The sequence below is a fragment of the Arthrobacter sp. TE12231 genome, assembly GCF_054062895.1.
This window is the reverse complement of record NZ_JBSSFS010000001.1, coordinates 3,778,440-3,801,673: the sequence shown is the minus strand read 5'-3', so window position 1 is coordinate 3,801,673 and position 23,234 is coordinate 3,778,440. Positions and strand designations below refer to the sequence as shown.

The window sequence follows — 23,234 nt, the reverse complement described above, 5'->3', positions numbered from 1 at the left end:
AAAACGCCCCGTGGAATCCTTTGGCAATTTTTGGCAACCGGTTGACAAGCGGCAGGGGCGGGACGACCATTGAGCTATGTCACAGTCGATTTCTGCCCACCCAGACCGGCTCCTGCCCGCGGATCCCGGAACGCGAAGCATCGCCCGCGATCTCCTGGGCCGGGTCCAGGACCTTCCGATCATCTCCCCGCACGGACACGTCGATGCCGCCGTGCTCGAGCAGAACACGCCCTTCCCCGATCCGGCGGCGTTGCTGGTCAGCCCGGACCACTACGTCACCCGCCTGATCCACGCCAGCGGTGTGCCGCTCGAACAGCTGCGCGCGCAGGCCGGCGCCCAGACGGACCCGTCCGCCGCGGCACCGGAATCGCGCAGCGTGTGGCGTGCGTTCTGCGAGGCATGGCCGCTCTTCGAGGGCACCGCCTCGGGTTACTGGCTGCGCGACCAGTTCCACAGCGTCTTTGGCCTGGACCAGGAGATCAGCGCCGCCACCGCAGATGCCTCCTACGACGCCATCTCCGCCCGGCTCCAGGAGGCGGATTTCCGCCCCCGCCAGCTTTTCAAGGACTTTAACATCGAGGTCCTGGCCACCACGGACGATCCCCTGGATGACCTGGCGGCCCACAAGGCCCTGGCAGGGGATGCCACCTTCCATGGCCGCGTGCTCCCGACTTTCCGGCCCGACGCCTACCTGAACCCGGCCAACCCCGCCTGGGGCGGCAACGTTGAACGCCTCATCGCGGCAGCGGGCGACGGCGGCAGCGGCTTTGCCGGCTACCTCACCGCCCTCGAGAACCGGCGTCGTTACTTTGTGGAGCATGGCGCTGTGTCGGCCGACCACGGCGTGCGCACCCCGCGCACCCTCAAGCTGGACGCCGCAGAAGCGGAACGGCTCTTCGAGCGGGCCCGTTCCGGCGAAGCCAGTGCCGCCGAGCGCGAAGACTTCGAGGCCCACATGATGTACCAGATGGCCCGGATGTCGGTGGAGGACGGCCTGGTCATGACCATCCACCCGGGGTCCTTCCGCAACCATCACACGGAGACCTTCAGCAAGTTCGGTGCGGACACGGGGCATGACATCCCCTTTGCAATCGACTACACCGAGTCCATCCGGCCCGTGCTGCAGGACTTCGGCAACAGCAAGGACTTCCACCTGGTGCTCTTCACCATGGACGAGACGGTCTACTCGCGCGAACTCGCACCCCTGGCAGGCTTCTACCCCTCGGTGTACCTCGGCGCCCCGTGGTGGTTCCTGGACGCACCGGATGCGATGCTGCGGTTCCGGTCCGCCGTGACCGAAACCGCAGGGTTCTCCCGGTCCTCGGGGTTCATCGACGACACCCGCGCCTTCTGCTCCATCCCCGCCCGGCACAATGCTTCCCGCCGGATCGAGGCCTCCTTCCTGGCCCGCCTCGTGGCGGAACACCGGATCAGCGAGGACCGCGCCCACGACATCATCGTCGACCTCGTCGACGGCTCCCCGCGAAGGGTTTTCAAGCTATGACCATGACAGAAAATGCCGGAGCCGCTGGCCCCGCAGGATTGGCAGATCCGGCGGCCGCGGCGGTTACCGGGGACCCGGCGGCAGACCTGCCGCGGCTGAACCGCAGCCTTCGTCCCGCGGCCAAGGCCCCGGTGCGGATCGTCCACCTGGGCCTCGGCGCCTTCCACCGCTCACACCAGGCGTGGTACACCCACCGGGCCGGCGACGCCGCGGAATGGGGGATCGCCTCCTTCACCGGCCGGCGCCCGGACGCGGCCCTGGCGCTGGCGGAGCAGGACGGCCTGTTCACGCTCGTGGAGCGCGGCGACGCGGGGGATTCCTTCGAGGTGATCGGCAGCATTGTTGCTGCCGTGGACGGGGCCGACGTCGGCCGGCTCGCCGAACTCGTGGCCGCACCCGCCACCGCCATCATCACCCTGACCATCACCGAGGCCGCCTATCGGCTTGGCACCGACGGCCGGCTGGACCTCCGGGCCCCCAACGTCGAGACGGACCTCGCCGTGCTCGCGCGGGGGACCGGCAGCCCCGCGACGCCGCTGGGCCGGCTGGTCTTCGCCCTCGCCGGCCGCCGCGCCGCCGGGGCCGGACCCCTGGCCGTGGTCTGCTGCGACAACCTCGCCAGCAACGGCACCGTCGCGCGCCGGGCCGTCACCGGCCTGGCTGCCGCCTGGGACGCCGGGCTCGCCGCCTGGATCGAGGCCAACATCAGCTTTGTCAGCACCTCGGTGGACCGGATCACGCCGCGGACCACGGAGTCTGACATCGCCGCCGTCGAGACCGCCTGCGGCTACCGGGACACCTCGCCCGTGGTGGCCGAGCCGTTCCGCAACTGGGTCCTCAGCGGCGACTTCCCCGCCGGGCGCCCGCGCTGGCAGGACGCCGGGGCCGTGTTCGTGGACGACATTGAGCCGTATGAAAACCGCAAGCTCTGGCTCCTCAACGGCGCGCACTCGCTGCTGACCTACGCCGGGCAGTTGCGCGGCCACGCCACCGTGGCCGAGGCCCTGCAGGACGAGCTCTGCCGGCACGCCGTGGAACGGTTCTGGGACGAGGCCGAAGCCAACCTGCACGGCCCCGACCTGCAGATTCCCGCGTACCGCGCCGCGTTGCTGGAGCGCTTCGGCAACGGCCGGATCGCGCACCACCTGGCCCAGATCGCGAGGGACGGAAGCACCAAGCTGCGCATGCGCGCGGTTCCCGTGCTGCTGGCCGAGCGTGCCCGGGGCCATTCCGGCGCAGCGGCTGCCCGCATGATCGCCGCCTGGATGGATTTCAGCGCCTCGGCGGCCCAGTTCCAGGACCCGCTCGCTGCGGAGGTAGCCGCGGCCAACGCGCTTGGCGGCGCGGAGAGCACCCGCGCCCTGCTCGCCCTGCTGTCCCCGGGCCTCGTGGACACTGCGGCACCCGCCGGCGGTCCCGTCGCCGAGCTCGTCGAGAACCTCCGGGGAACCTTCTCCGGGCCGGCTGTCCCGGAGTAAGGGGACCTTCTGCAGGCACTGCTGCCCGGGCGCCGGCCCTTGCCGGTTCCCGGGCAATGCTGTGCCGGACGCGGGGCAGACCGGGTCTACTAGAAATTTATGGCAACCGCTTGCCAAAAGATTGCCAAGTGACTAGGATTACATCCAGACGAAGAAGCCACCGGGTGGCAACCGGCACCGCCAGCCGCACCGGAAGGCCCGCCCCGCAACGACGCGTAAGGATTCCCCACGATGCTCAAGCCCCAGGCCAGTGAAACCCGCGAGATCGTCAATCTCGACGGCCTGTACCGCTTCAAGGTGGACTTTGACCGCTCCAGCCACCGGGACGAATGGTTCCGGGCGCCGCTGGACTCGGACCTGGAAATGGGTGTCCCGGCCAGCTACAACGACGTCTTCCCGGACAAAGCCATCAGGGACCACGTCGGCTACGTCTGGTACCAGCGGGACGTGCGCGTACCGCGCGGCTGGGCCGGGGAGCGCATCCACGTCCGCCTCGACTCCGCAACGCACGAGGGCATGGTGTGGGTTGATGAGACCCTGGTGGCCCAGCACACCGGCGGCTACATGCCGTTCAGCGCGGACATCACCGAGCACGTGACGCCCGGGCAGGTCTTCCGCCTCACCATCTCCGTCAACAACGAGCTCACCCAGGCCACGATTCCGCCGGGAACCATCACCGTCACGGAGGACGGCCGCCGCCAGCAGAGCTACCTCCACGACTTCTACAACTACGCCGGACTGCACCGCAGCGTCTGGCTGTTCAGCACCCCCGCGGTGACCGTCGATGACATCACCGTGGTCACCGGCTTCGAGGCATCGGCCGGCAGCGTCGAGTACTCCATCGCCACCGCCGGCGGAACCGGCAGTGAAACGGTCACCGTTTCCCTCCGGGACGCCGACGGCGCAGAGGTTGCCCGCGCCGACGGCGCCCGCGGCACCCTGACGATCGCCGACGTCGTGCTCTGGAAGCCCGGTGCCGCCTACCTCTACAGCCTCACCGCCGAGATCCGCGACGGCGGCCGGCTGCTGGACAGCTACACCCTGCCCGTCGGGGTCCGCACCGTGGAAGTCCACGGCAAGGAATTCCTCATCAACGGCGAGCCCTTCTATTTCACCGGCTTCGGCATGCACGAGGACCACGTGGCCATCGGCAAGGGCCACAGCAACGCCCAGATGGTCAACGACTTCCAGCTCCTGGACTGGGTGGGTGCCAACTCCTTCCGGACCTCGCACTACCCCTACGCCGAGGAAGTCATGGAGTTCGCGGACCGGCACGGGATCGTGGTGATCGACGAAACCGCCGCCGTCGGGCTGCACCTGGGCTTCGGCGCCGTCTTCGGCGGCATTGCCAAGAAGACCTACGTCGAGGGCGGTGTGGACGCCAACACCGCCGCCAGCCACCGGCAGGCGATTTCCGAGCTCGTCGCCCGCGACAAGAACCACCCGTCCGTGGTCATCTGGTCGATCGCCAACGAACCCAACGGCTCGGAAGAGGGCGCCCGCGAATACTTCGCGCCCCTCGCGGAACTGACCCGCCGGCTGGACCCCACCCGGCCGGTCGGCTACGTCAACGTCATGTTCGACACCCCGGACAAGGAACTGCTCGGGGACCTGTTCGACGTCGTCCTGCTCAACCGCTACTACGGCTGGTACCTCAACAACGGCGACCTCGAAACAGCCGAGCAGTCCCTCGAGAAGGAACTGCGCGAGTGGGACGCCAAGTACGGCAAGCCCATGATCATGACCGAGTACGGACCGGACACCATGCCCGGTTTCCACTCGATCTATGAACAGCCCTGGAGCGAGGAATACCAGGCCGCGTTCTTGGCCATGTACCACCGGGTCTTCGACCGCGTGGACGCCATGGTGGGCGAGCAGGTCTGGAACTTCGCGGACTTCCAGACCTCCAACGGCATCATGCGCGTGGACGGCAACAAGAAGGGCGTCTTCACCCGGGACAGGCGGCCCAAGCCCGCCGCCTATGCCCTGCGCAAACGGTGGACGGCGCTGGCCGGAACCCCGAACAACACTTCCGAGGCGTAGGCCTTACCGCACATTTTTTCGCCGGGCCCGGACCAGGGTCTGAGTCCGGCAACGGGTAAAGGAGCCCAATTATGAAAAAGCTTTCCAAGCTCAGCATCATCGGCTATGGCGCCGGCGATGCTGCCAACAACCTCGCATTCACCACCGCCACCATGTTCCTGCTGGTGTACTACACCGACGTGGCCGGGATTTCGGCCGCGGCCGCCGGCACCCTGCTGCTGGTGGTGCGGATCTTCGACGCTTTCGCCGACGTCTTCGCCGGCCGCGTGGTGGACCGGACCTACAGCAAGCGGTTCGGCAAGTTCCGCCCGTTCATCATGTTCGGCTCCATCCCGCTGCTGCTGCTGAGCGTGGCGACCTTCTCCATCCCGGCGCTCGGCGAATCCGGCACCCTGCTCTACGCCTACGTCACGTACGCCGCCCTGGGCCTGGCCTACAGCCTGGTCAACATCCCCTACGGCTCGCTGGCCGGCGCCATGACCCAGGACCCGGCCGAGCGCGCCAAGCTGGGCTCGGCCCGGATGATCGGCGGGATGCTGGTCGGCTCCGCCCTGGGCATCTTCGTGGCCCCTTTGATCAAGCCGGGCGCCAACCTGCAGGCCACGTTCACCACCATCACCCTGATCTTCGTCGTCATCGGTGCAGCCCTGTACTTGTTCACCGTCCTGACCACCAAGGAGCGGGTCCACCGCGCCGTCCCCAACGTCACGTTCAAGCAGAGCATGGACACGCTCAGGGGCAACCGGCCGCTGCTGATGCTGTGCCTGAGCTCCTTCTTCTTCCTGACCGGCTACCTGGCCCTGACTTCGGTCCAGCTCTACTACCTCCGTGATGTCCTGGGGCGGCTGGACCTGTACCCCGCGCTCTCCATCATCCAACTCGTCCTCACCTTCGTGCTGGCCGGCTTCATGCCGAAGCTGGTGCGGAACATCGGCAAGAAGCGCGTCTACATCTTCTCGTCGCTGGTCACGGTCATTGGGGGCGCCATCGTCTTCTTCACCCCGGCAAGCCAGGTCTGGATCGGTTTCAGCGGCCTGGTCATCAGCCTCGTGGGCGTCCTCGCGGTCAACATCGTGGTGTGGGCCCTCGAAGCCGACACCGTCGAATACGGCGAATGGAAGACCGGCGTCCGGACCGAGGGCATCACCTACGCCTTGTTCTCCTTCACCCGCAAGACCGGCCAGGCCGTCGGGGGAGCGCTCGCGGCCTATGCCCTGGCCCTGGGCGGCTACAAATCCGGCGCCGTCCAGACCCCCGACGCCGTCTTCGGCATCCAGCTGGCCGCCGGCGCACTGCCTGCCATCATGACCATCCTGGCCGTGCTCGTGATGGCCAAGTACACGCTCACCGACACCATGCACGCCCGGATCCTCACCGAAATCCAGGCCCGCCGCACCGCCGGTGCCGGCAGCGCCGTCGGAATCGCCGTCGGAACCTCCCGGAACGACGCCGACGGCACCGTTCCCGCCGATGCCGCACCGCTGGCCCCCAGCAACTAAGCCACCCACCACCCAGACAAGGACCTGTTGTGAAAATCATTGCCGCTGAAGTCTTCGTGACCAGCCCCTCCCGGAACTTCGTGACCCTGCGGATCACCACAGAAGACGGCGTCACCGGCATCGGCGACGCCACCCTCAACGGCCGCGAGCTCGCCGTGGCCGCCTACCTGAAGGAGCACGTCGCGCAGCTGCTGATCGGCAAGGACCCGCACCGGATCGAGGACACCTGGCAGTTCCTGTACCGGAGCTCCTACTGGCGCCGCGGCCCGGTCACGATGGCCGCGATCGCCGCCGTCGACATGGCCCTGTGGGACATCAAGGGCAAGCTGGCCGGGATGCCGGTCTACCAGCTCCTCGGCGGCGCGTCCCGGAACGGGCTGCGCGCCTACGGCCACGCCTCCGGCGCGGACATTCCCTCCCTGTTCGATTCCGTCCGCGAGCACCTGGAGCTCGGGTACAAGTCCATCCGGATCCAGACCGCCATCCCCGGCATCAAGGCCGTTTACGGGGTCGCCGCGCAGGCACAGGCCTCGGGGGAGCGGTACGACTACGAGCCCGCCGGCCGTGGGGCGTTCCCGCAGGAAGAGGACTGGGACACCCGCGCCTACCTGCGCCACCTGCCCACCGTGTTCGAGGCCGTGCGCAACGAGTTCGGCCCGGAAATCCCGCTGCTGCACGACGGGCACCACCGGATGACCCCGATCCAGGCCGCCAAGCTCGGCAAGGCGCTGGAACCCTACGACCTCTTCTGGCTCGAGGACTGCACCCCGGCCGAAAACCAGGAGGCCCTGCGCCTGGTCCGCCAGCACACCACCACCCCGCTGGCCATCGGTGAAATCTTCAACACCGTGTATGACTACCAGACGATCATCAAGGAACAGCTGATCGACTACGTCCGGGCCGCGTCCACGCACTTCGGCGGGATTTCGCCGCTGAAGAAGGTCATGGACTTCGCCGCGCAGTACCAGATCAAGTCCGGCTTCCACGGCCCCACTGACATCTCCCCGGTCGGGTTCGCCGCGCAGCTGCACGTCGGGCTGGCCATCCACAATTACGGCATCCAAGAATACATGCAGCACTCGGACAAGACCAACGAGGTCTTCGAGCAGTCCATGACGTTCGTGGACGGCTACCTGCACCCGGGCGACAAGCCCGGCATCGGCGTCGAATTCAACGAGGAAGCCGCGGCGGCCTTCCCGTACCAGCAGGCCTACCTGCCCTACAACCGCCTCGTCGACGGCACCGTTCATGACTGGTGAGCTGAACCCCGCCGGCTCCGCCCCCCGCCACATTGTGGTGATGGGTGTGACGAGTTGCGGCAAGAGCACCGTGGGCGCGGCCATCGCCGAGCGCCTCGGCGCGGAATTCCTCGACGGCGACTCACTGCACCCGCAGTCGAACATCGACAAGATGGCTTCGGGCACTCCGTTGAACGACGACGACCGGGCACCGTGGCTGGCCGAAATCGGCAGGCGCTTCGCGGCGTCGGACGCTGGCCTGATCATCGCGTGCAGCGCGCTCAAGCGCGCCTACCGGGACATCATCCGCAGCGGCGATCCCTCCGTGGTGTTCGTGCACCTGCACGGGAGCCGGGAACTGCTCAGCAGCCGCATGGCCGCGCGTCCGGGGCACTTCATGCCGCTCTCACTGCTGGAATCGCAGTTGGAAACCCTCGAAGAACTCCAGGCCGACGAAAAGAGTGTTGTAGTGGACATCGCCACGCCAGTGAAGCAGATCGTTGACGAAGCTGTAGCGGCCCTCGGCGGCCGGCAGGTCGATGCCACCCGGTTCCTTGTGGACCTGAAGGCCGCTCCGTTCAACCTCGACGACGCCGCCGTTGCATGGGTGGACTCGACCATCGACTCGATGTCGCTCGAGGAAAAGATCGGGCAGCTGTTCATCAACCACAACAACGACTACTCCCAGGAATACCTCGACGGTGTCCTGGAGCAGTATCACGTGGGCGGCATGCGCTACCGGCCCGGCCCCGCCGCCGCCGTGCAGGAACACATCCGCTACGCGCAATCCAAGACCCGCATCCCGCTGCTGGTGGCCTCCAACCCGGAAATGGGGGGAGCCGGAAGCTGCGACGACGGGACGTTCGTCTCGACGCACCTGCAGGCGGGCTCGCACCCGGACAAGGACATCGCCCGCCAGATGGGGCGCGTGGCCGGTGTGGAGACCGCGGCGCTGGGCTGCAACTGGGCCTTCGCGCCGATCGTGGACATCCACTACAACTGGCGGAACACCGTCATCTCCACCCGTGCCTTCGGCAACACCCCGGAGATCGTGGTGGAACGGGCCAAGGAATACTTCGACGGCATCAGCGAATCGCCCACCGTGTGCGCCATGAAGCACTTCCCGGGTGATGGTCTGGACGAACGCGATCAGCACGTGGTCACCTCCTACAACACCTTCGGCTACGAGGAGTGGAACCGGACCTACGGGCACGTGTACCGGGAGATGATCGGGCACGGGGTGCAGTCGATCATGGTCGGCCACATCGGTGCGCCGGACTTGTCACGGCATTTCCGCCCCGGGCTGGCGGCGGAGGACATCCTGCCCGCGACCCTGGCGCCCGAGCTACTGCAGGACCTGCTCCGCGGCGAGCTCGGCTTCAACGGGCTCGTCCTGACCGACGCGTCCCAGATGATCGGCCTCACCCAGGCCATGAAGCGCAGCGAGCTCGTCCCTGCCACCATTGCCGCCGGGTGCGACATGTTCCTGTTCTTCCGGAACCCGGCCGAGGACTTCGGGTACATGCTCGAGGGGTACAAGTCCGGGGTCATCACGGAAGCACGGCTGCAGGACGCCCTGCGCCGGATTCTGGGACTGAAGGCCTCACTCGGCCTGCACAAGGCCGCGCGGGAATCCCTCGTCCCGCCGGTCGAAGCGCTGCAGCTGATCGGGAGCGAGGCCCACCGGGCGATTGCCGCGGAGATCGCCGACAAGACCGTCACCCTGGTAAAGGACACTGCCAGCAACCTGCCCATCACGCCCCGGACGCACAAACGCATCCGCCTCTACGGCATCTCGGGCGGCGCGGACTTCACCCGTGCCGACCCGCTGGCCTATCTGGACGTGGTCCGCGACGAGCTCGAAAAAGCCGGCTTTGAAGTCCATGTCTTCAAGACAGCCGAGCAGCGCCAGATTGCCGGCGAGACCGGGGTGAACTTCATGTCCGTCATCTCCGAGGAAGCCACGGGGGATTACGCGCAGAAGTACGACGCCGCGTTCGTCTTCGCCAACGTGAAAGGCTTCGCCCAGGAGGCGGCCATCCGGATCAAGTGGTCAACGCCCATGGCGGCCGAGATCCCCTGGTACGCCACCGAGGTGCCCACGGTGTTCGTCTCGCTCAATCAGCCCAACCACCTCATTGACGTGCCGATGGTGAAGACGGCCATCCACGCCCACGCGGGCACGCCGGAGGCCATCCGGGCTGCCATCGAGAAGATCCAGGGCAAATCGGAGTTCCAGGGCACGTTCAACGAGAACGTCTTCTGCGACTCCTTCGACACCCGGCTCTGAGCCCTTTTACCTGGGATTCTAGAGGTTTTAGAGCAGGCTCTCTGCCGACTGAATGGCACCAGTCCGCAGGGAGTCGGCAATATCCCGTTCGCCTACGTGTCCTAGGCGTCGTAGCTGGCCGAGTGCTCCTGCGCATCGTTGCGGGCTGCCGTAAGTTCTCTGCGGTAGTCCGCAACGGTCAGGACGCCGTTGACATCCAACACATTCTGGATCCGCTCGATAAGCGCCGGCATTTCGTAGTGCTCAACGACCCGATCGTGTCGGTCATCCAAATGTGTGAGTTTCTCAGCCACGTTCCCCCCAAAGAATGCTGCTCCGCACCCCATGTGCGGTGCCGTGAGTCTACACGCAATGTTTCCGCAGTTTTCCCGCACCCGTAACACACCCACGCCGCCGAGGAGGCGCGCTTGGGCACCACACCGGCGGCGCCATGAGCCATGCCGTCATCATCACCCTGATCAGAACCCCAGGCGCTGTGCCCACTGCTGTTCTCCCCCGAGCAATTCCTGGAGCCGGAATGGGCCCCGACCGCCCTCGCGGGTAAAGAAAAGCCCCGGGCCCATGACAGATGCCGGGGCAGTTCCTACGCGCGGAGGCTGGCTATCGGCCGGCTAGTCGTCGCAGTTCTGCAAGACCCAGTGCTGAGCCCGCCAGATGACGTTGTAGTTGTTGACCCGGCTCTGAGCCCTCCAGCCGGGCCGCCGCTGCGGTTTCGGACCGGCGCTACGCGGATCCCCGTAGCGCCAGTCTGAAGCCGTAGCGCACACGAAAAACCGACGCGAAAACCACTCCCGCGGCGCCCGTCGCAGGCGTAGCGTGGGGGCCATGGAGAAGACCGGATGCGCGGTGGTGGGCGGCGGGCCTGCGGGGATGATGCTGGGCCTGCTCCTGGCCCGGGCCGGGGTGCGGGTCACGGTGTTGGAGAAGCATGCGGACTTCCTGCGGGATTTCCGCGGCGACACGGTGCACCCCTCCACCATCCGGCTGATTGACGAACTCGGCCTCGGCCAGGAATTCCGCCGGCTGCCGCAGAGTCGCCTGAAGAATGTTGCTTTTCCGGTTCCCGGCGGGCCGCCCGTGACCATGGGTGATTTTGATGCGCTGCCGCCGCCGTACAACTACATCGCCATGATGCCGCAGTGGGATTTCCTGAATTTCCTCGGCGCCGCCGCGGCCGAGGAACCGGGGTTCACCCTGCTGATGAGCCACACCGCCACCGGGCTGGTCCGCAACGGGGGCCGTGTCCGCGGAATCCGCTTCCGGACCCCGGACGGCACTCACGGCGAACTCTTGGCGGACCTGGTCGTCGCGACGGACGGACGCCATTCCGTGCTCCGCACCGAGGCCGGCCTCGCGCCGAAGGAGTTTCCGGTGCCTTTCGACACCTGGTGGTTCCGGCTGCCCCGGAACCCTTCCGAAGCAGGCGAGGTGGCCGGGCTCGTGCCGGCATTCGGACCCGGCGAGGCGCTGTTGGCCTTGTTCCGCAATGACTACTACCAAATGGGCTACCTCGCCGCGAAAGGCACCGACGCCCGGATCCGCGCGGAAGGCGTCGAGGGATTCCGACGCCGGGTCGCGGCGCTGCGCCCGGACCTCGCCGACCGCGTTGACGCCATCCGTTCCCTCGATGACCTCCACTGGCTGGACGTGCGCCTGAACCGGCTGCACCGGTGGTACATCAACGGCATGCTGTGCATCGGCGACGCCGCGCATGCCATGTCCCCGGCCGGCGGCGTCGGAATCAACCTCGCGATCCAGGACGCCGCGGCCGCCGCCGAGTCCCTTGCCCCCGCACTGCTCCGGGGCCATGTGACCACGGCAGACCTCAAGAAAGTCGAACGACGGCGGCGGTTGCCCACCGTCATTGTGCAGACTGCCCAGAGGGTGATGCAGCGGGCAATCTTCGGCCCGATCATGTCCGGGAAGCGGACAAAAGTTCCAGCCGCGGCGCTGTTCGTGGCCCGGCGCGTTCCAGCGGTCCGCACCATCATTCCCCGGTTTATTGCCTTTGGTCCGCGGCCCGAGCATGCCCCGGCATTCGCCCGGCGCGCCGAACCCCGACCGCAGCCGCAGCCCTAGCCGCGCTGGGCGGTCATACTGCCCCATTGGGCGCTTCACCGCCATCCCACAATGGCAGAGGGACGCTGGCCGGGCGAGGAAATATGTGACTCGCGTGACGTAATTTTTGCGTGCGGTCCAGTCAAGGGCTACCGTGTGATCAGTATCACGACAAGTCATACATGCTTTTGATCTGCGGCGGGAGAGTCCTGCCGGTACGTTCAGCAGGCGCCGTAGGAGCAAATCCTCCCCAGGAATCTCTCAGGCCCACGTACCGCCGCGGCGAGGCAACTCTGGAAAGCAGTCCGGTCACCGGACTCACCGACGGTGCAAGCGGCACCCTGTAACAGCAGGGTCTGCGGAAACTCTCAGGTCCAATACAGAGCGGGGAGGAACCCGAATCATCGTGGCACCCAAAATGCCACCTGAATTATGGAGTTCCTTCATGGCCATTCAGTCGTCCCCTCCCACCTTTCCAGATGGCCGGAAATTGCTGCGCATTGAGCAGCGCAATGCGGCCACACCGGTGGAGCGTAAGCCGGAATGGATCAAGGCCAAGGTCCAGATGGGCCCCGAGTTCGTCCAGCTCAAGAACCTCGTCAAGAAGGAAGGCCTCCACACGGTGTGTGAAGAGGCCGGCTGCCCCAACATCTTCGAATGCTGGGAAGACAAGGAAGCCACCTTCCTGATCGGCGGCTCCGAATGCACGCGCCGCTGCGACTTCTGCCAGATCGACACCGGCAAGCCCTCCCCGGTGGACGTCTTCGAGCCCACCAAGGTGGCCCGCTCGGTGCAGTCCATGGCCCTGCGCTATGCCACCGTGACCGGGGTGGCCCGCGATGACCTCGCCGACGAGGGCGTCTGGCTCTACGCCGAGACGGTCCGCAAGATCCACGAGCTGAACCCGGGCACCGGCGTCGAACTGCTGATCCCGGACTTCTCCGGCAAGCCCGAGCACATCGAGGCGATCTGCGACTCCAAGCCCGAGGTCTTCGCCCACAACGTCGAAACCGTGCCGCGGATCTTCAAGCGGATCCGTCCCGCGTTCCGCTACGAGCGGTCCCTGGACGTCATCACCCAGGGCCGGAAGCACGGCATGGTGACCAAGTCCAACCTGATCCTGGGCATGGGCGAGACCCGCGACGAGATTTCCGAGGCCCTGCGGGACCTGCACGAGGCCGGCTGCGACCTCATCACGATCACCCAGTATCTGCGCCCGTCCGAACGGCACCTGCCGGTGGACCGCTGGGTCAAGCCGCAGGAATTCGTGGACCTGCAGCAGGAAGCGGACGAGATCGGCTTCCTGGGCGTCATGTCCGGACCCCTGGTGCGCTCCTCCTACCGCGCCGGCCGGCTCTGGGCCACCGCGATGCGCAAGAAGGGCTGGGAAATCCCGGCCCAACTCGCCCACATCGAAAGCTCCGGCAGCACCCGCCAGGAAGCCAGCTCCATCCTCGCCGCGCACGCCGGCGTCTGACACCTGCAGAGGACTAACGATGATCCCCACCAGAATCGAAATCATCCCTTCAGAGGGAATCGTGGAGCAGGTCACGGCCCTGGTGCCCTTGAGCACCACGCTTACCGTCACGTGCCTGCCCCACCACGGCATCGAGCGGACCATGCGTGCCGCGGTGCAGCTTAGCCTGCACGGCTACTCCGTCATTCCGCACCTCGCGGCGCGGAGCCTGCCTGGTCGTGTCGAGCTGACCGAAATCCTCCGCGACTGCAATGTTGCCGGCATCGGTGAGGTGTTCGTGATCGGCGGAGACCGGAAGCAGCAGGCGGGTCCGTACGGGTCCGCCCTCCCGGTGCTGGAAGACATCGCGCAGTACACCGGCGGAGTGATGCGGGCAGGCGTTGCGGGCTACCCGGAGGGACACCCCGCTGTGGGTGCCCTGGACCTCGTGGACGCCCTGCTGGCCAAGCAGCACCTGGCCACGCATGTCGTCACGCAGATGTGCTTCTCCGCGCCGAAAATCCTTGACTACGCGGCGCTCCTCCGCCGGGAAGGCGTGCAACTGCCCGTCTGGGCCGGGGTGGCCGGGGCCGTCCCGCGGACCAAGCTGGTTTCCCTCGCCGCGCAGATCGGCGTCGGAAGTTCCCTGAAGTTCCTCAGCCGCAAGGGGCCGTTGGCGCGCAAGCTCCTGAGCGGGGACAGGTACTCGCCCCAGAGTCTGGTGACGGGTCTGCAAAGCCAGCCCGGCAGCATCGCGGGCATCCATCTCTACAGCTTCAACAACCTTGACGCGGTCCCTGACGGGCCTGATCAAGCGTTAACCCCAGCAGCACTTCAGCCGGCATTGATTCGAAGGGCAACACGTGACAACTAGAGTCGTAACTTCCCACCAGGAACCGCACCTTGAGCGGCAGCTCAGCAACAGGCACATCCAGCTAATTGCGATCGGCGGCGCCATCGGCACCGGCCTGTTCATGGGCTCGGGCAAGACGATTTCGGCGGCCGGACCCTCCGTCATCTTCGTGTACATGATCATCGGCTTCATGCTGTTCTTTGTCATGCGGGCGATGGGCGAACTGCTGCTGAGCAACCTGAACTACAAGTCCTTCAGCGACTTTGCCGCGGACCTACTGGGCCCCTGGGCAGGTTTCTTCACCGGCTGGACCTACTGGTTCTGCTGGGTGATCACCGGGATTGCGGATGTCATCGCCATTGCGGGCTACTCGCAGGAACTCTGGCCGGCGCTACCTTTGTGGATCCCCGGCCTGGTTACCATCGCCATCCTGCTGCTGCTGAATCTGGCCACGGTGAAGGCGTTCGGCGAGACGGAGTTCTGGTTCGCGCTGATCAAGATTATCGCCATCGCGGCACTGATCGTGGTGGGTCTGTTCATGATTTTCAGCGGGTTCAGCTCCGACGCCGGACCGGCCAGTTTCAGCAACTTGTGGAGTCACGGCGGCTTCTTCCCGAATGAATTCATGGGCTTCGTGGCCGGTTTCCAGATTGCCGTGTTCGCTTTTGTGGGCATTGAGCTGGTGGGCACCACGGCTGCCGAGGCCAAGGACCCGGAGAAGAATCTGCCCAAGGCGATCAACTCCATTCCCATCCGTGTGCTGCTCTTCTATGTGGGCGCCCTGATCATCCTGATGTCCGTCATTCCGTGGACCCAGTTCCAGGCCGGCCACAGCCCCTTCATCGCCATGTTCTCACTGGCCGGCCTGGGTGCCGCCGCCACCGTGGTGAACCTGGTGGTCCTGACCTCGGCGATGTCCTCGGCCAACTCCGGCATCTACTCCACTTCACGCATGGTGTACGGACTGGCCCAGGAAGGTGACGCTCCCGGCGTGTTCGGCGGGCTCTCCCGGCGGAAGGTCCCGCAGAACGCCCTGTTCCTCTCCTGCGTACTGCTGCTCTCCGGCGTGGTGCTGATGTACGCGGGACAGGACATCGGCAAGGCCTTCGACATGGTGACCACCGTGTCCGCTGTCTGCTTTGTCTTCGTGTGGTCCATCATCCTGGCCAGCTACATCGCCTTCCGCCGGCGCCGCCCGCAGCTGCACGACGCCTCCAAGTTCAAGATGCCCGGCGGCATTGCCATGGTCTGGGTTGTCTTCGCTTTCTTCGGTTTCGTGCTCTGGACGCTGACCACCCAGCCTGACACGCTCACGGCCCTGCTATTCACCCCGGTCTGGTTCATTTTGCTCGGCATCGCATGGTACATCCTGCGCCGCCGCCCCACGCACCTAGCCCGCTACGCGACGTTCCAGGCCGAACTCGCCCGGGACATGGAACAGGAAGCCTGAGCAATGAACACCACACCGACGACGGGTTCGCCCCAGGAACCCATGGAACATACAGCCACGTCTGAACACGTGCTCACTCTCGACTGCCGGGAGTCTCCCGGTATCGTCCACGCGATCTCGGGGTTCCTGCTGGACCACGGCTGCGACATCATCGACAACAAACAGTACGGAGACCGCGGGGAAGGGCACTTCTTCATGCGCGTCCACTTCTCCTCTGCCCCGGAGTCCTTCAGCACCGAGCAGCTGCGCCGCGACTTTACGGTCCTGGCGGAGAAATGGCAGATGAACTGGCAATTGGAGCCGCACGGCCGCAAACGCCGTGTCCTGGTCATGGTGTCCAGGATGGGCCACTGTCTCAATGACCTTCTGTTCAGGGCGCGGACCGGCGACATCCCCGTGGAAATCGTCGCCGTGGTCTCCAATCATCGCGATCAGGAGGGGTTGGTGCAGTGGCACGACATCCCGTTCTTCCACCTGCCGGTGACCAAGGACTCCAAGCCGGAGGCCGAAGCCAGGCTTCTGGAAATCGTTGACGAATTCGACGTGGAACTCGTGGTCCTGGCCCGCTACATGCAGGTCCTCAGTGACGGACTATCAGCCAAACTCGCGGGACGGACCATAAACATCCACCACTCCTTCCTGCCGAGCTTCAAGGGGGCCAAGCCCTACCACCAGGCCTACGACCGTGGGGTGAAGACCGTGGGCGCCACCGCCCACTACGTCAATGCCGAGCTGGATGAGGGCCCGATCATCTCGCAGCAGGTCATCGACGTGGACCATACCTACACCGCCGACGACCTCGTGGCGGTGGGCAGGGATGCCGAGTGCGCCGCCCTGCGCAATGCCGTGCGTTGGCACTGCGAGGGCAGGGTCCTGCTCCTCGGCAACCGGACCGTCGTCTTGCGGTAGGACAGGTCCTATGGGTCGACCCTCGCCGCCGTCGATTGCTCCGTAACCGCCCTTTAGAGCCTCCAAAAGGGCGGTTACGGAGCAGTCGCTGGGGGTTAGCCGCGTGCCGCGAGGTAGCCGATCAGGCCCTTGACGGTGGCAACGGCCGGGTAGTCGCGCTCCGGAATGTCCACGCCGGTGGCCTTGTCGATGGTTTCCACGAGCCGCAGGAAGTCCAGCGAATCGAGTTCCAGGTCCTGGCGCAGCCGGGCGTCCTCGTCGACGTCGTCGAAGTCGACGTCGGGGGCCACTTCGCCGATCGCGGCGTGCACGGCCGCCCGGGCGTCCTGTTCGTTCATGGTTCCTCCGCTTTCCTGGCGTTGGGTGTCACAGATGCTCGGGCTCTTGCAACAGCTCGTTGATCAGGGCCAGGTAGCGGCCGCCGCGCAACCCGTCGCTGACCCGGTGGTCCGCCGAGAGCGTCGCAATGACAGCGTGCCGGACCCCGAGGAGCCCGTTTTGGGCCCAAGGCTGTTCCGTCACGCGGCCGAAACCCACCATCGCGACCTGGGGCGGGTAGATCACGCCGTAGACACTGTCCACGCCGAGGTCTCCGAGGTTGGTCACCGTCAGGGTTGGATCGGCCATCTCGGCGCGCAACAGACGCCCCGCCCGGGCCCGGCTGACAAGATCCCGCAACTGCTCCATCAGCACGTCCAGGGGCAGGGTGTCGGCGTCGTGGATGGCGGGGGCCACCAGGCCGCCCTGTCGCAGGGCCACCGCAACGCCCAGGTGCACCGCCGCACTGGGCCGGAACCCCCCGCCGTCGTAGAAGCCATTCACTTCGGGGACTTCCTTGGCCGCGAGCGCCGCGGCCTTGAGCAGGAGCGCGGAGGGGACCAGCCGGGCGGCTACGGGCCGGTGCGCGTTGACGGACTGCATCCACTCGACGCCGGCCCGGAGGTCCAGCGTGGTGCTGAGGTAGTAGTGCGGGATGGTCTGCTTCGAACGCGTCATCAGGGCGCCGATGGCGCGGCGCAGGCTTGCCACGCGCTCGCGGGCCTCCGACGACGGCTTCCCTTTAGCCGGCGCTTCCGGTTCCGGAGCAGCGGGTGCGGCTTCCGGTACAGCGGGTGCGGCTTCAGGCCCGGAAACCGCGACGGCGGCCTCCGGGAGGACGGCCCCCGGGGGACCGGCTTCGGGACGCGCCTCCGCGGGGCCTGCCGGCGGAACGGCTGCTGCGGCGTCCTGCACGTCGGTCACTGTCACGGCGCCGTCCGGGCCGGTGCCGGTGACGGCGGAAAGCTCGATCCCGAGTTCCGCCGCGAGCCGCCGGGCCCGCGGCGTGGAGCGCACCCTGGCCGCGCTGGCGGGCCGGGCCGCCCTGGCATGTTCCACATCCGCCCGCGTGATGGCGCCGGCTTTGCCGGTGCCATGGATCCTGCCGGTGTCCACGCCCAGCCGGTGCGCCAGATGCCGCACCGGCGGCGCGATCGGGGAACCGGCCGTGGCCGCCGGTGCTTCCGGAGCGTGAGGCTTGACAGCGGGGGTTTTGGACGGCGCCCGCGCCGGGGGCGCCTCATGCCCCGGTGCCCCCACCTCGGCGGGGGTCTGGGTGATCCGGGCCAGCGGGGTTCCCACCGGAACGGTTTCGCCGATGCCCACCAGGAGGTCTGCCACGACGCCTTCCTGGAAGGACTCCACATCCATGACGGTCTTGTCCGTGTCCACGACTGCCACGAGGTCGCCGCGGCGCACGTAGTCACCGGGCTTGACGAGCCATTCGACCAGCTTGCCGTGCTCCATGTCAGCCCCGAGCGAGGGCATGAGGAAGTCACCCACCGGCGTCCACCGTCTCCTTGGCGGCGGCGACGACCCGTGCCGCGGAAGGCAGGGCGGCCAGCTCGAGGTGCTTGGCGTAGGGGATCGGCACCTCGGCGCTGCAGACCCGGCCCACCGGCGCATCGAGGTCGAAGAACACCTGCTCGGTGATCCGGGCACTCACCTCGGCCGACAGGCTGCCGCTGCGCCAACCTTCATCGACCACCACAGCCCGGTGGGTCCGGGTCACGGATGCCATGATGGCGGCGTCGTCGAGCGGGCGGAGCGTGCGCAGGTCCAGGACCTCGGCATCGATCCCGTCGGCCGCGAGCTGTTCCGCGGCGTCGAGCACGGCGGGGAGGGTCCCGCCGTAGGTGATCAGCGAGATGTCGTTGCCGGGGCGCCGGATGGCGGCCGTGTCGATGTCTACCGGTCCGGCGTCGTCGGCCAGTTCCCCGGGGACGTTATACAGCGAGCCGTGCTCGAAGATCAGCACGGGATCCGGGTCCTGAAGCGCAGTCCACAGCATGCCGCGGGCGTCTTCGAGGGTAGCCGGGGCGAGGATCCGCAGGCCCGGGATATGCGCATACCAGCCCTCGAGGCTGTGCGAGTGCTGGGCGCCGAGCTGGCGGCCGGCACCCGTGGTCATCCGGATCACGAGCGGCACGTGGAACTGCCCGCCGGACATGTGCAGCAAGGTGGCGGCGTTGTTCACGATCTGGTCGAGGGCCAGAAGGCTGAAGTTAACCGTCATGATTTCCACGATCGGGCGCATGCCGCCAAGCGCGGCCCCGATGCCGGCGCCGACGAACCCGGACTCGGACAGCGGGGTGTCGCGGATCCGGTCCGGGCCGAACTCCTCCAGCAGGCCCAGGCTGACCGCGAACGAGCCGCCGTAGGCGCCCACGTCCTCACCCATCAGGAACACGCGTTCGTCGCGGATCATGGCGTCGCGGATGCCCGCGCGGAGCGCTTCGCGGTAGCTGGACTTCATGGCGCGCCGGTTTCCTTCCCTGCAGGCTGCGTGCCGGTGCCGGGGCCGGCACCGTCTCCGGTGTCGCGCTCGCTGTACACAAAGCGGGTCAGTTCCTCCACCGGCTCCGGTGTTCCGGCCTCGGCGAAGTCGACGGCGGCCGCGATTTCCGCTTGCGCGTCCGCCTGCAGCTGCTCCCACTCGGCGGCCGAGAGCTGGCCCGCGGACTCCAGCGCGGTCCGCAGCAGCGTGATCGGGTCCCGCTCCATCCACCGCGCAACCTCGTCCTTGGCCCGGTAGCGTTCGGGATCGAACATCGAGTGGGCCCGGAAGCGGTAGGTCCGCAGCTCCAGGAAATGCGGGCCACCGCCGGAGCGGACGGCGTCCACCGCGCGCCGTGCGCCCTCCTGGACGGCCAGGACATCCATGCCGTCCACGGCCCACGCCGGGATCTCATATGCGGCGGCCTTGAGGGCGATGTCCGTCTGAGATTCGGACCGGGCCAGGGCGGTTCCCATGGCATAGAGATTGTTCTCGCAGCAGAACAGCACAGGCAGCTGCCACAAGGCCGCCAGGTTCAGGCTCTCGTGGAATTCGCCTTCGGCCACCGCACCTTCGCCGAAGAAGCACGCCGTGACATTGGAGCGTCCCGCCATCTTGTCGGCGAGCGCCAGGCCGACGGCGAGCGGCAGGCCCCCGGCGACGATCGCGTTCCCCCCGAAGAACCGGGTGGCGGCGTCGAAGAGGTGCATTGAGCCGCCGCGCCCGCGGCAGCACCCTTCAACGTAGCCGTACATTTCGGCGAGGATCGCCCCGGCCGAGACGCCCCGCAACAGCGCGTGGCCGTGCTCCCGGTACGTCGCGACCACGGCGTCCTCCGGTCCCAGGGACGCCAGGACACCGGCGGCAACGGCCTCCTCGCCAATGTAGACGTGCAGGAAGCCGCGGATCTTGGCGGCGCTGTAGAGCTCGACGCATTTCTCTTCGAGCTGGCGGACGCGCAGCATCTGCAGCAGCAGGTGCCGGCCTTGGGCCGCGTCCACGGCGCCCCCGCCCGGGCCTGGGGTGCCGGTCATTTCGGTTCCAGCCCTGTGCCAGCCGCGTCAGGCGGGGTAGCGTTCGGCGGGGGAGTCTCGATGGTGGAGGTGTCACCCTCGGGCAGCCCGAGCTCGCGGGCCTTGAGCAGGCGCCGGAGTATCTTTCCGCTGCGGGTCTTGGGCAGCGCGGTGGTGAAGTCGAGCAGCCGCGGCGCGACGGCCGGACCCAGCCGCTTGCGGGCGAAGCCGATGATGTCCAGCGCCAGCTCCCCGGACGGCTCCCAGCCGCTCCGGAGCTCAACGAAGGCCTTGACCACTTCGCCCGCCACCGGGTCCGGGACACCGATCACGCCGGCCTCGGCCACGGCGGGGTGCTCCATGAGGGAACTCTCCACCTCGAACGGGCCGATCAGGTGCCCCGAGGATTTGATGACGTCGTCGCCCCGGCCCACAAACCAGTAGTAGCCGTCGGCGTCGCGTTTGGCGAGATCCCCGGTCAGGTACCAGCCGCCCGCGAAGCAGCGGCGGTAGCGTTCCTCCTCATGCAAGTAGCCGCGGAACATGGAGGGCCAGCCGGGCCGCAGGGCCAGTTCACCCATGGTGTCCGGGGCCGTGACCAGCACGGCTTCGCCGTCGCGGATGACGGCCTTGCCGTCCGCGTCCCGGACCACGAGGGCCGCTTCTACGCCCGGGAGCGGCCGGCCCATGGAGCCGGGCCGGATCTCGGTGGCGGCGTAGTTGGAAATCATGATGCCGCCTGTTTCGGTCTGCCACCAGTTGTCATGCACCGGCTGGCCGAAGGCCTCTTGCCCCCACACCACCACCTCCGGGTTGAGCGGCTCGCCGACGCTGGCGACGAAGCGCAGGGCGGAGAGGTCGTGTCCCGCGGCGTGGTCGGCCCCGGCCTTCATGAGCATGCGCAGGGCCGTCGGGGCCGTGTACCAGACCGTGACCCCCTGTTCGGCGAGGATCCGGTACCACCGGTCCGCGTCCATTTCCTCCTCGTCCACGATGGCCGTCACCCCGTGGCTCAAGGGCGCGATCACGCCGTACGAGGTTCCCGTGACCCAGCCGGGGTCGGCCGTGCACCAGTAGACGTCATCGGGGTGCAGGTCCAGGGCGAAGGTGCCGGTCGCGTGGTGGGCGGTCACGGCGTCGTGCACGTGGATGGCGCCCTTCGGGGTGCCGGTGGTGCCGGACGTGAAGTGCAGCAGGGCCATGTCCTCCGGCTGGGTGGCGGCGATGTCCCCGTCCGGCGGGGCTTCGCGCATGAGGGCTGCGAGGTCCAGGGTCCCGGGCTCGGGATCGCCGTCGGCGTCGATGAGCAGGACGTGGCGCAGGTCGGGGAGCTGCCCGCGCAGCTGCGCGATTTTCTTGCGGTACAGCGCCCGCGTGGTGACCAGCGCCCGGCCGGAGCCCAGCGTGAGGCGCTGCCGCACGGGCTCGGGGCCGAACGCGGAGAACAGCGGGCAGAACACGCTCGCGTTCTTGAACGTGCCGAGCACGGCGATATACAGGTCGGGCCCGCGGCCGGTGAGGGAGAACACCCGTTCCCCGCGGCCGACGCCGAGGCTGCGGAGGACCCCGGCGAAGCGGTTGGTCTGTTCGGCGAGTTCGGCGTAGCTCAGTGAATGGGTGCTGCCATCGGCGCGGACAAACCGCAGGGCCTCCCGGCCGGCGCCGCTGCCGGCTGCGTGCCGGTCCACGGCCTCGTAGGCGATGTTGAGGCCGCGGCCCCCGGGGAGCCCGGACAGTGCACGGCGGCCCTCATCCCAGGTAAATGCCGCGCAGGCCGCGTCATAATCCACCAGGTTCGGCCGGATCCGGAAACTGCCGATGTCTTTGGTGATCGCAGGCCAGCGGATGGATGGTTCGGTTCCTGCCGTCATGGTTCCATCGGACTCCCGTGCGCCGGTGCCGCCAAGAGTAAAAGGTCCCGGCCCCCGACATATGGGCGCCCGGCTGGGAATCCGCGGCGGACCAGCCACTAAACTGGGACCCATGACTGCCACCCGTGACTTCGCAGCCGACGCTGCCTCTGCCCGTGCCCGACTCCTGGAACTGATCAAGGAGCTGGCCGTCGTCCGCGGCAAGGTCATCCTCTCCAGCGGCGCGGAGGCGGACTACTACATCGACTTGCGCCGCATCACCCTGCACCACGAGGCATCCAAGCTGGTGGGGCAGGTCATGCTCTCCCTGATGGACGACGCCGGGATCGACTTTGATTGCGCCGGCGGGCTCACCATGGGGGCAGACCCGGTGGGCACGGCCGTCATGCACGCCGCCGTCGACGCCGGCCGTCCGGTGGACGCGTTCGTCGTCCGCAAGGCGCAGAAGTCCTACGGCATGGGCCGCCAGGTGGAAGGCCCCTCGGTCGAGGGCCGCCGGGTCCTGGTCCTGGAAGACACGTCAACCACCGGCGGCTCCGCGCTGACCGCCGTCGAGGGCGTTCGCAAGGCCGGAGGCAACGTTGTGGCCGTCGCCGTGATCGTGGACCGCGACACGGGAGCCAAGGAAAAGATCGAAGCCGAAGCCGGTGTTCCGTACCTCTTCGCGTTCGGCAAGGACGAACTGGGCCTGAGTTAGGCGTTTCACCGGCGGCGGACACGTATGGACCGTGCTTTGGGGGTGACTTATCATTTCTTA

The 23,234-nt window shown here is 67.3% G+C and carries 18 protein-coding genes and 1 riboswitch; of the genes, 12 read left to right on the top strand and 6 right to left on the bottom strand.

What is annotated here, in order from left to right; translation table 11 throughout:
• The first annotated feature begins 76 nt into the window (after positions 1–76).
• From uxaC to ACVWYS_RS16970, 6 genes are all read left to right on the top strand, one after another.
• Positions 77–1,504: a glucuronate isomerase gene (uxaC, locus tag ACVWYS_RS16995; RefSeq protein WP_456507631.1), complete on the top strand. Its 1,428-nt coding sequence runs from the start codon at positions 77–79 to the stop codon at positions 1,502–1,504.
• A gap of 2 nt (positions 1,505–1,506) precedes the next feature.
• Complete coding sequence (locus tag ACVWYS_RS16990; RefSeq protein ID WP_456510300.1) at positions 1,507–2,982, top strand: mannitol dehydrogenase family protein; 1,476 nt, start codon at positions 1,507–1,509, stop codon at positions 2,980–2,982.
• Positions 2,983–3,213: 231 nt separating this feature from the next.
• On the top strand, positions 3,214–5,025 hold the full coding sequence (gene uidA / locus ACVWYS_RS16985) for a beta-glucuronidase (RefSeq protein ID WP_456507630.1): 1,812 nt from the start codon (positions 3,214–3,216) through the stop codon (positions 5,023–5,025).
• 71 nt (positions 5,026–5,096) lie between these two features.
• On the top strand, positions 5,097–6,524 hold the full coding sequence (gene uidB / locus ACVWYS_RS16980) for a glucuronide transporter (protein ID WP_456507629.1): 1,428 nt from the start codon (positions 5,097–5,099) through the stop codon (positions 6,522–6,524).
• Between the two features lie 29 nt (positions 6,525–6,553).
• Positions 6,554–7,783 carry a D-mannonate dehydratase ManD gene (gene manD, locus ACVWYS_RS16975; RefSeq protein ID WP_344361038.1) on the top strand — a complete coding sequence of 410 codons (1,230 nt, stop codon included), beginning with the start codon at positions 6,554–6,556 and terminating at the stop codon, positions 7,781–7,783.
• Positions 7,773–10,052, top strand: coding sequence for a gluconokinase, GntK/IdnK-type (locus ACVWYS_RS16970; protein ID WP_456507628.1), 2,280 nt, complete (start codon positions 7,773–7,775; stop codon positions 10,050–10,052). Before manD ends, ACVWYS_RS16970 begins: the two co-directional genes overlap by 11 nt.
• A 101-nt stretch (positions 10,053–10,153) precedes the next feature.
• Here the strand turns inward: ACVWYS_RS16970 and ACVWYS_RS16965 are convergent, their stop codons facing one another.
• The gene (locus ACVWYS_RS16965) at positions 10,154–10,345 is read right to left on the bottom strand and encodes a hypothetical protein (protein ID WP_456510111.1); all 192 of its coding nucleotides are present in this window, start codon (positions 10,343–10,345) and stop codon (positions 10,154–10,156) included.
• A 532-nt stretch (positions 10,346–10,877) separates the two neighbouring features.
• On the opposite strand from ACVWYS_RS16965, the gene ACVWYS_RS16960 reads away from it, so the two are divergent.
• From ACVWYS_RS16960 to purU, 5 genes are all read left to right on the top strand, one after another.
• The gene (locus ACVWYS_RS16960; protein WP_456507626.1) at positions 10,878–12,131 is read left to right on the top strand and encodes an FAD-dependent oxidoreductase; all 1,254 of its coding nucleotides are present in this window, start codon (positions 10,878–10,880) and stop codon (positions 12,129–12,131) included.
• A 168-nt stretch (positions 12,132–12,299) separates the two neighbouring features.
• A riboswitch (glycine riboswitch) is annotated at positions 12,300–12,397 on the top strand.
• A 158-nt stretch (positions 12,398–12,555) separates the two neighbouring features.
• Positions 12,556–13,587 (top strand): lipoyl synthase, encoded by a 1,032-nt coding sequence (gene lipA / locus ACVWYS_RS16955; RefSeq protein ID WP_456507625.1) that lies wholly within the window; start codon positions 12,556–12,558, stop codon positions 13,585–13,587.
• 19 nt (positions 13,588–13,606) lie between these two features.
• Positions 13,607–14,440 carry a methylenetetrahydrofolate reductase gene (locus ACVWYS_RS16950; RefSeq protein ID WP_116768780.1) on the top strand — a complete coding sequence of 278 codons (834 nt, stop codon included), beginning with the start codon at positions 13,607–13,609 and terminating at the stop codon, positions 14,438–14,440.
• A complete protein-coding gene (gene cycA / locus ACVWYS_RS16945; protein ID WP_116768779.1) occupies positions 14,430–15,869 on the top strand; it encodes a D-serine/D-alanine/glycine transporter in 1,440 nt (479 codons plus the stop codon). Before ACVWYS_RS16950 ends, cycA begins: the two co-directional genes overlap by 11 nt.
• Before the next feature lie 42 nt (positions 15,870–15,911).
• Complete coding sequence (purU, locus tag ACVWYS_RS16940) at positions 15,912–16,778, top strand: formyltetrahydrofolate deformylase (protein ID WP_202615959.1); 867 nt, start codon at positions 15,912–15,914, stop codon at positions 16,776–16,778.
• 95 nt (positions 16,779–16,873) lie between these two features.
• On the opposite strand, the gene ACVWYS_RS16935 is transcribed toward purU, so the two are convergent.
• The 5 genes from ACVWYS_RS16935 to acsA are packed head-to-tail and all read right to left on the bottom strand — an operon-like array spanning position 16,874 to position 22,477.
• The gene (locus ACVWYS_RS16935; protein WP_116768777.1) at positions 16,874–17,116 is read right to left on the bottom strand and encodes an acyl carrier protein; all 243 of its coding nucleotides are present in this window, start codon (positions 17,114–17,116) and stop codon (positions 16,874–16,876) included.
• A 28-nt stretch (positions 17,117–17,144) separates the two neighbouring features.
• The gene (locus ACVWYS_RS16930) at positions 17,145–18,599 is read right to left on the bottom strand and encodes a 2-oxo acid dehydrogenase subunit E2 (RefSeq protein ID WP_456510110.1); all 1,455 of its coding nucleotides are present in this window, start codon (positions 18,597–18,599) and stop codon (positions 17,145–17,147) included.
• A complete protein-coding gene (locus tag ACVWYS_RS16925) occupies positions 18,592–19,572 on the bottom strand; it encodes an alpha-ketoacid dehydrogenase subunit beta (RefSeq protein ID WP_116768775.1) in 981 nt (326 codons plus the stop codon). Before ACVWYS_RS16925 ends, ACVWYS_RS16930 begins: the two co-directional genes overlap by 8 nt.
• Complete coding sequence (pdhA, locus tag ACVWYS_RS16920; RefSeq protein WP_116768774.1) at positions 19,569–20,627, bottom strand: pyruvate dehydrogenase (acetyl-transferring) E1 component subunit alpha; 1,059 nt, start codon at positions 20,625–20,627, stop codon at positions 19,569–19,571. The genes ACVWYS_RS16925 and pdhA overlap by 4 nt, the downstream gene beginning before the upstream one ends.
• The gene (gene acsA, locus ACVWYS_RS16915; RefSeq protein ID WP_456507624.1) at positions 20,624–22,477 is read right to left on the bottom strand and encodes an acetate--CoA ligase; all 1,854 of its coding nucleotides are present in this window, start codon (positions 22,475–22,477) and stop codon (positions 20,624–20,626) included. The genes pdhA and acsA overlap by 4 nt, the downstream gene beginning before the upstream one ends.
• Positions 22,478–22,589: 112 nt before the next feature.
• On the opposite strand from acsA, the gene pyrE reads away from it, so the two are divergent.
• On the top strand, positions 22,590–23,174 hold the full coding sequence (gene pyrE, locus ACVWYS_RS16910; RefSeq protein WP_456507623.1) for an orotate phosphoribosyltransferase: 585 nt from the start codon (positions 22,590–22,592) through the stop codon (positions 23,172–23,174).
• Positions 23,175–23,234: the final 60 nt, after the last annotated feature.

Excerpts from the sequence above, each read along its gene's own strand:
- uxaC (WP_456507631.1), top strand. The coding sequence starts at position 77 with ATGTCACAGTCGATTTCTGCCCACCCAGACCGGCTCCTGCCCGCGGAT.
- ACVWYS_RS16990 (WP_456510300.1), top strand. The coding sequence starts at position 1,507 with ATGACAGAAAATGCCGGAGCCGCTGGCCCCGCAGGATTGGCAGATCCG.
- uidA (WP_456507630.1), top strand. The coding sequence starts at position 3,214 with ATGCTCAAGCCCCAGGCCAGTGAAACCCGCGAGATCGTCAATCTCGAC.
- uidB (WP_456507629.1), top strand. The coding sequence starts at position 5,097 with ATGAAAAAGCTTTCCAAGCTCAGCATCATCGGCTATGGCGCCGGCGAT.
- ACVWYS_RS16970 (WP_456507628.1), top strand. The coding sequence starts at position 7,773 with ATGACTGGTGAGCTGAACCCCGCCGGCTCCGCCCCCCGCCACATTGTG.
- ACVWYS_RS16960 (WP_456507626.1), top strand. The coding sequence starts at position 10,878 with ATGGAGAAGACCGGATGCGCGGTGGTGGGCGGCGGGCCTGCGGGGATG.
- lipA (WP_456507625.1), top strand. The coding sequence starts at position 12,556 with ATGGCCATTCAGTCGTCCCCTCCCACCTTTCCAGATGGCCGGAAATTG.
- ACVWYS_RS16950 (WP_116768780.1), top strand. The coding sequence starts at position 13,607 with ATGATCCCCACCAGAATCGAAATCATCCCTTCAGAGGGAATCGTGGAG.
- purU (WP_202615959.1), top strand. The coding sequence starts at position 15,912 with ATGGAACATACAGCCACGTCTGAACACGTGCTCACTCTCGACTGCCGG.
- ACVWYS_RS16935 (WP_116768777.1), bottom strand. The coding sequence starts at position 17,116 with ATGAACGAACAGGACGCCCGGGCGGCCGTGCACGCCGCGATCGGCGAA.
- ACVWYS_RS16925 (WP_116768775.1), bottom strand. The coding sequence starts at position 19,572 with ATGAAGTCCAGCTACCGCGAAGCGCTCCGCGCGGGCATCCGCGACGCC.
- pdhA (WP_116768774.1), bottom strand. The coding sequence starts at position 20,627 with ATGACCGGCACCCCAGGCCCGGGCGGGGGCGCCGTGGACGCGGCCCAA.
- acsA (WP_456507624.1), bottom strand. The coding sequence starts at position 22,477 with ATGACGGCAGGAACCGAACCATCCATCCGCTGGCCTGCGATCACCAAA.
- pyrE (WP_456507623.1), top strand. The coding sequence starts at position 22,590 with ATGACTGCCACCCGTGACTTCGCAGCCGACGCTGCCTCTGCCCGTGCC.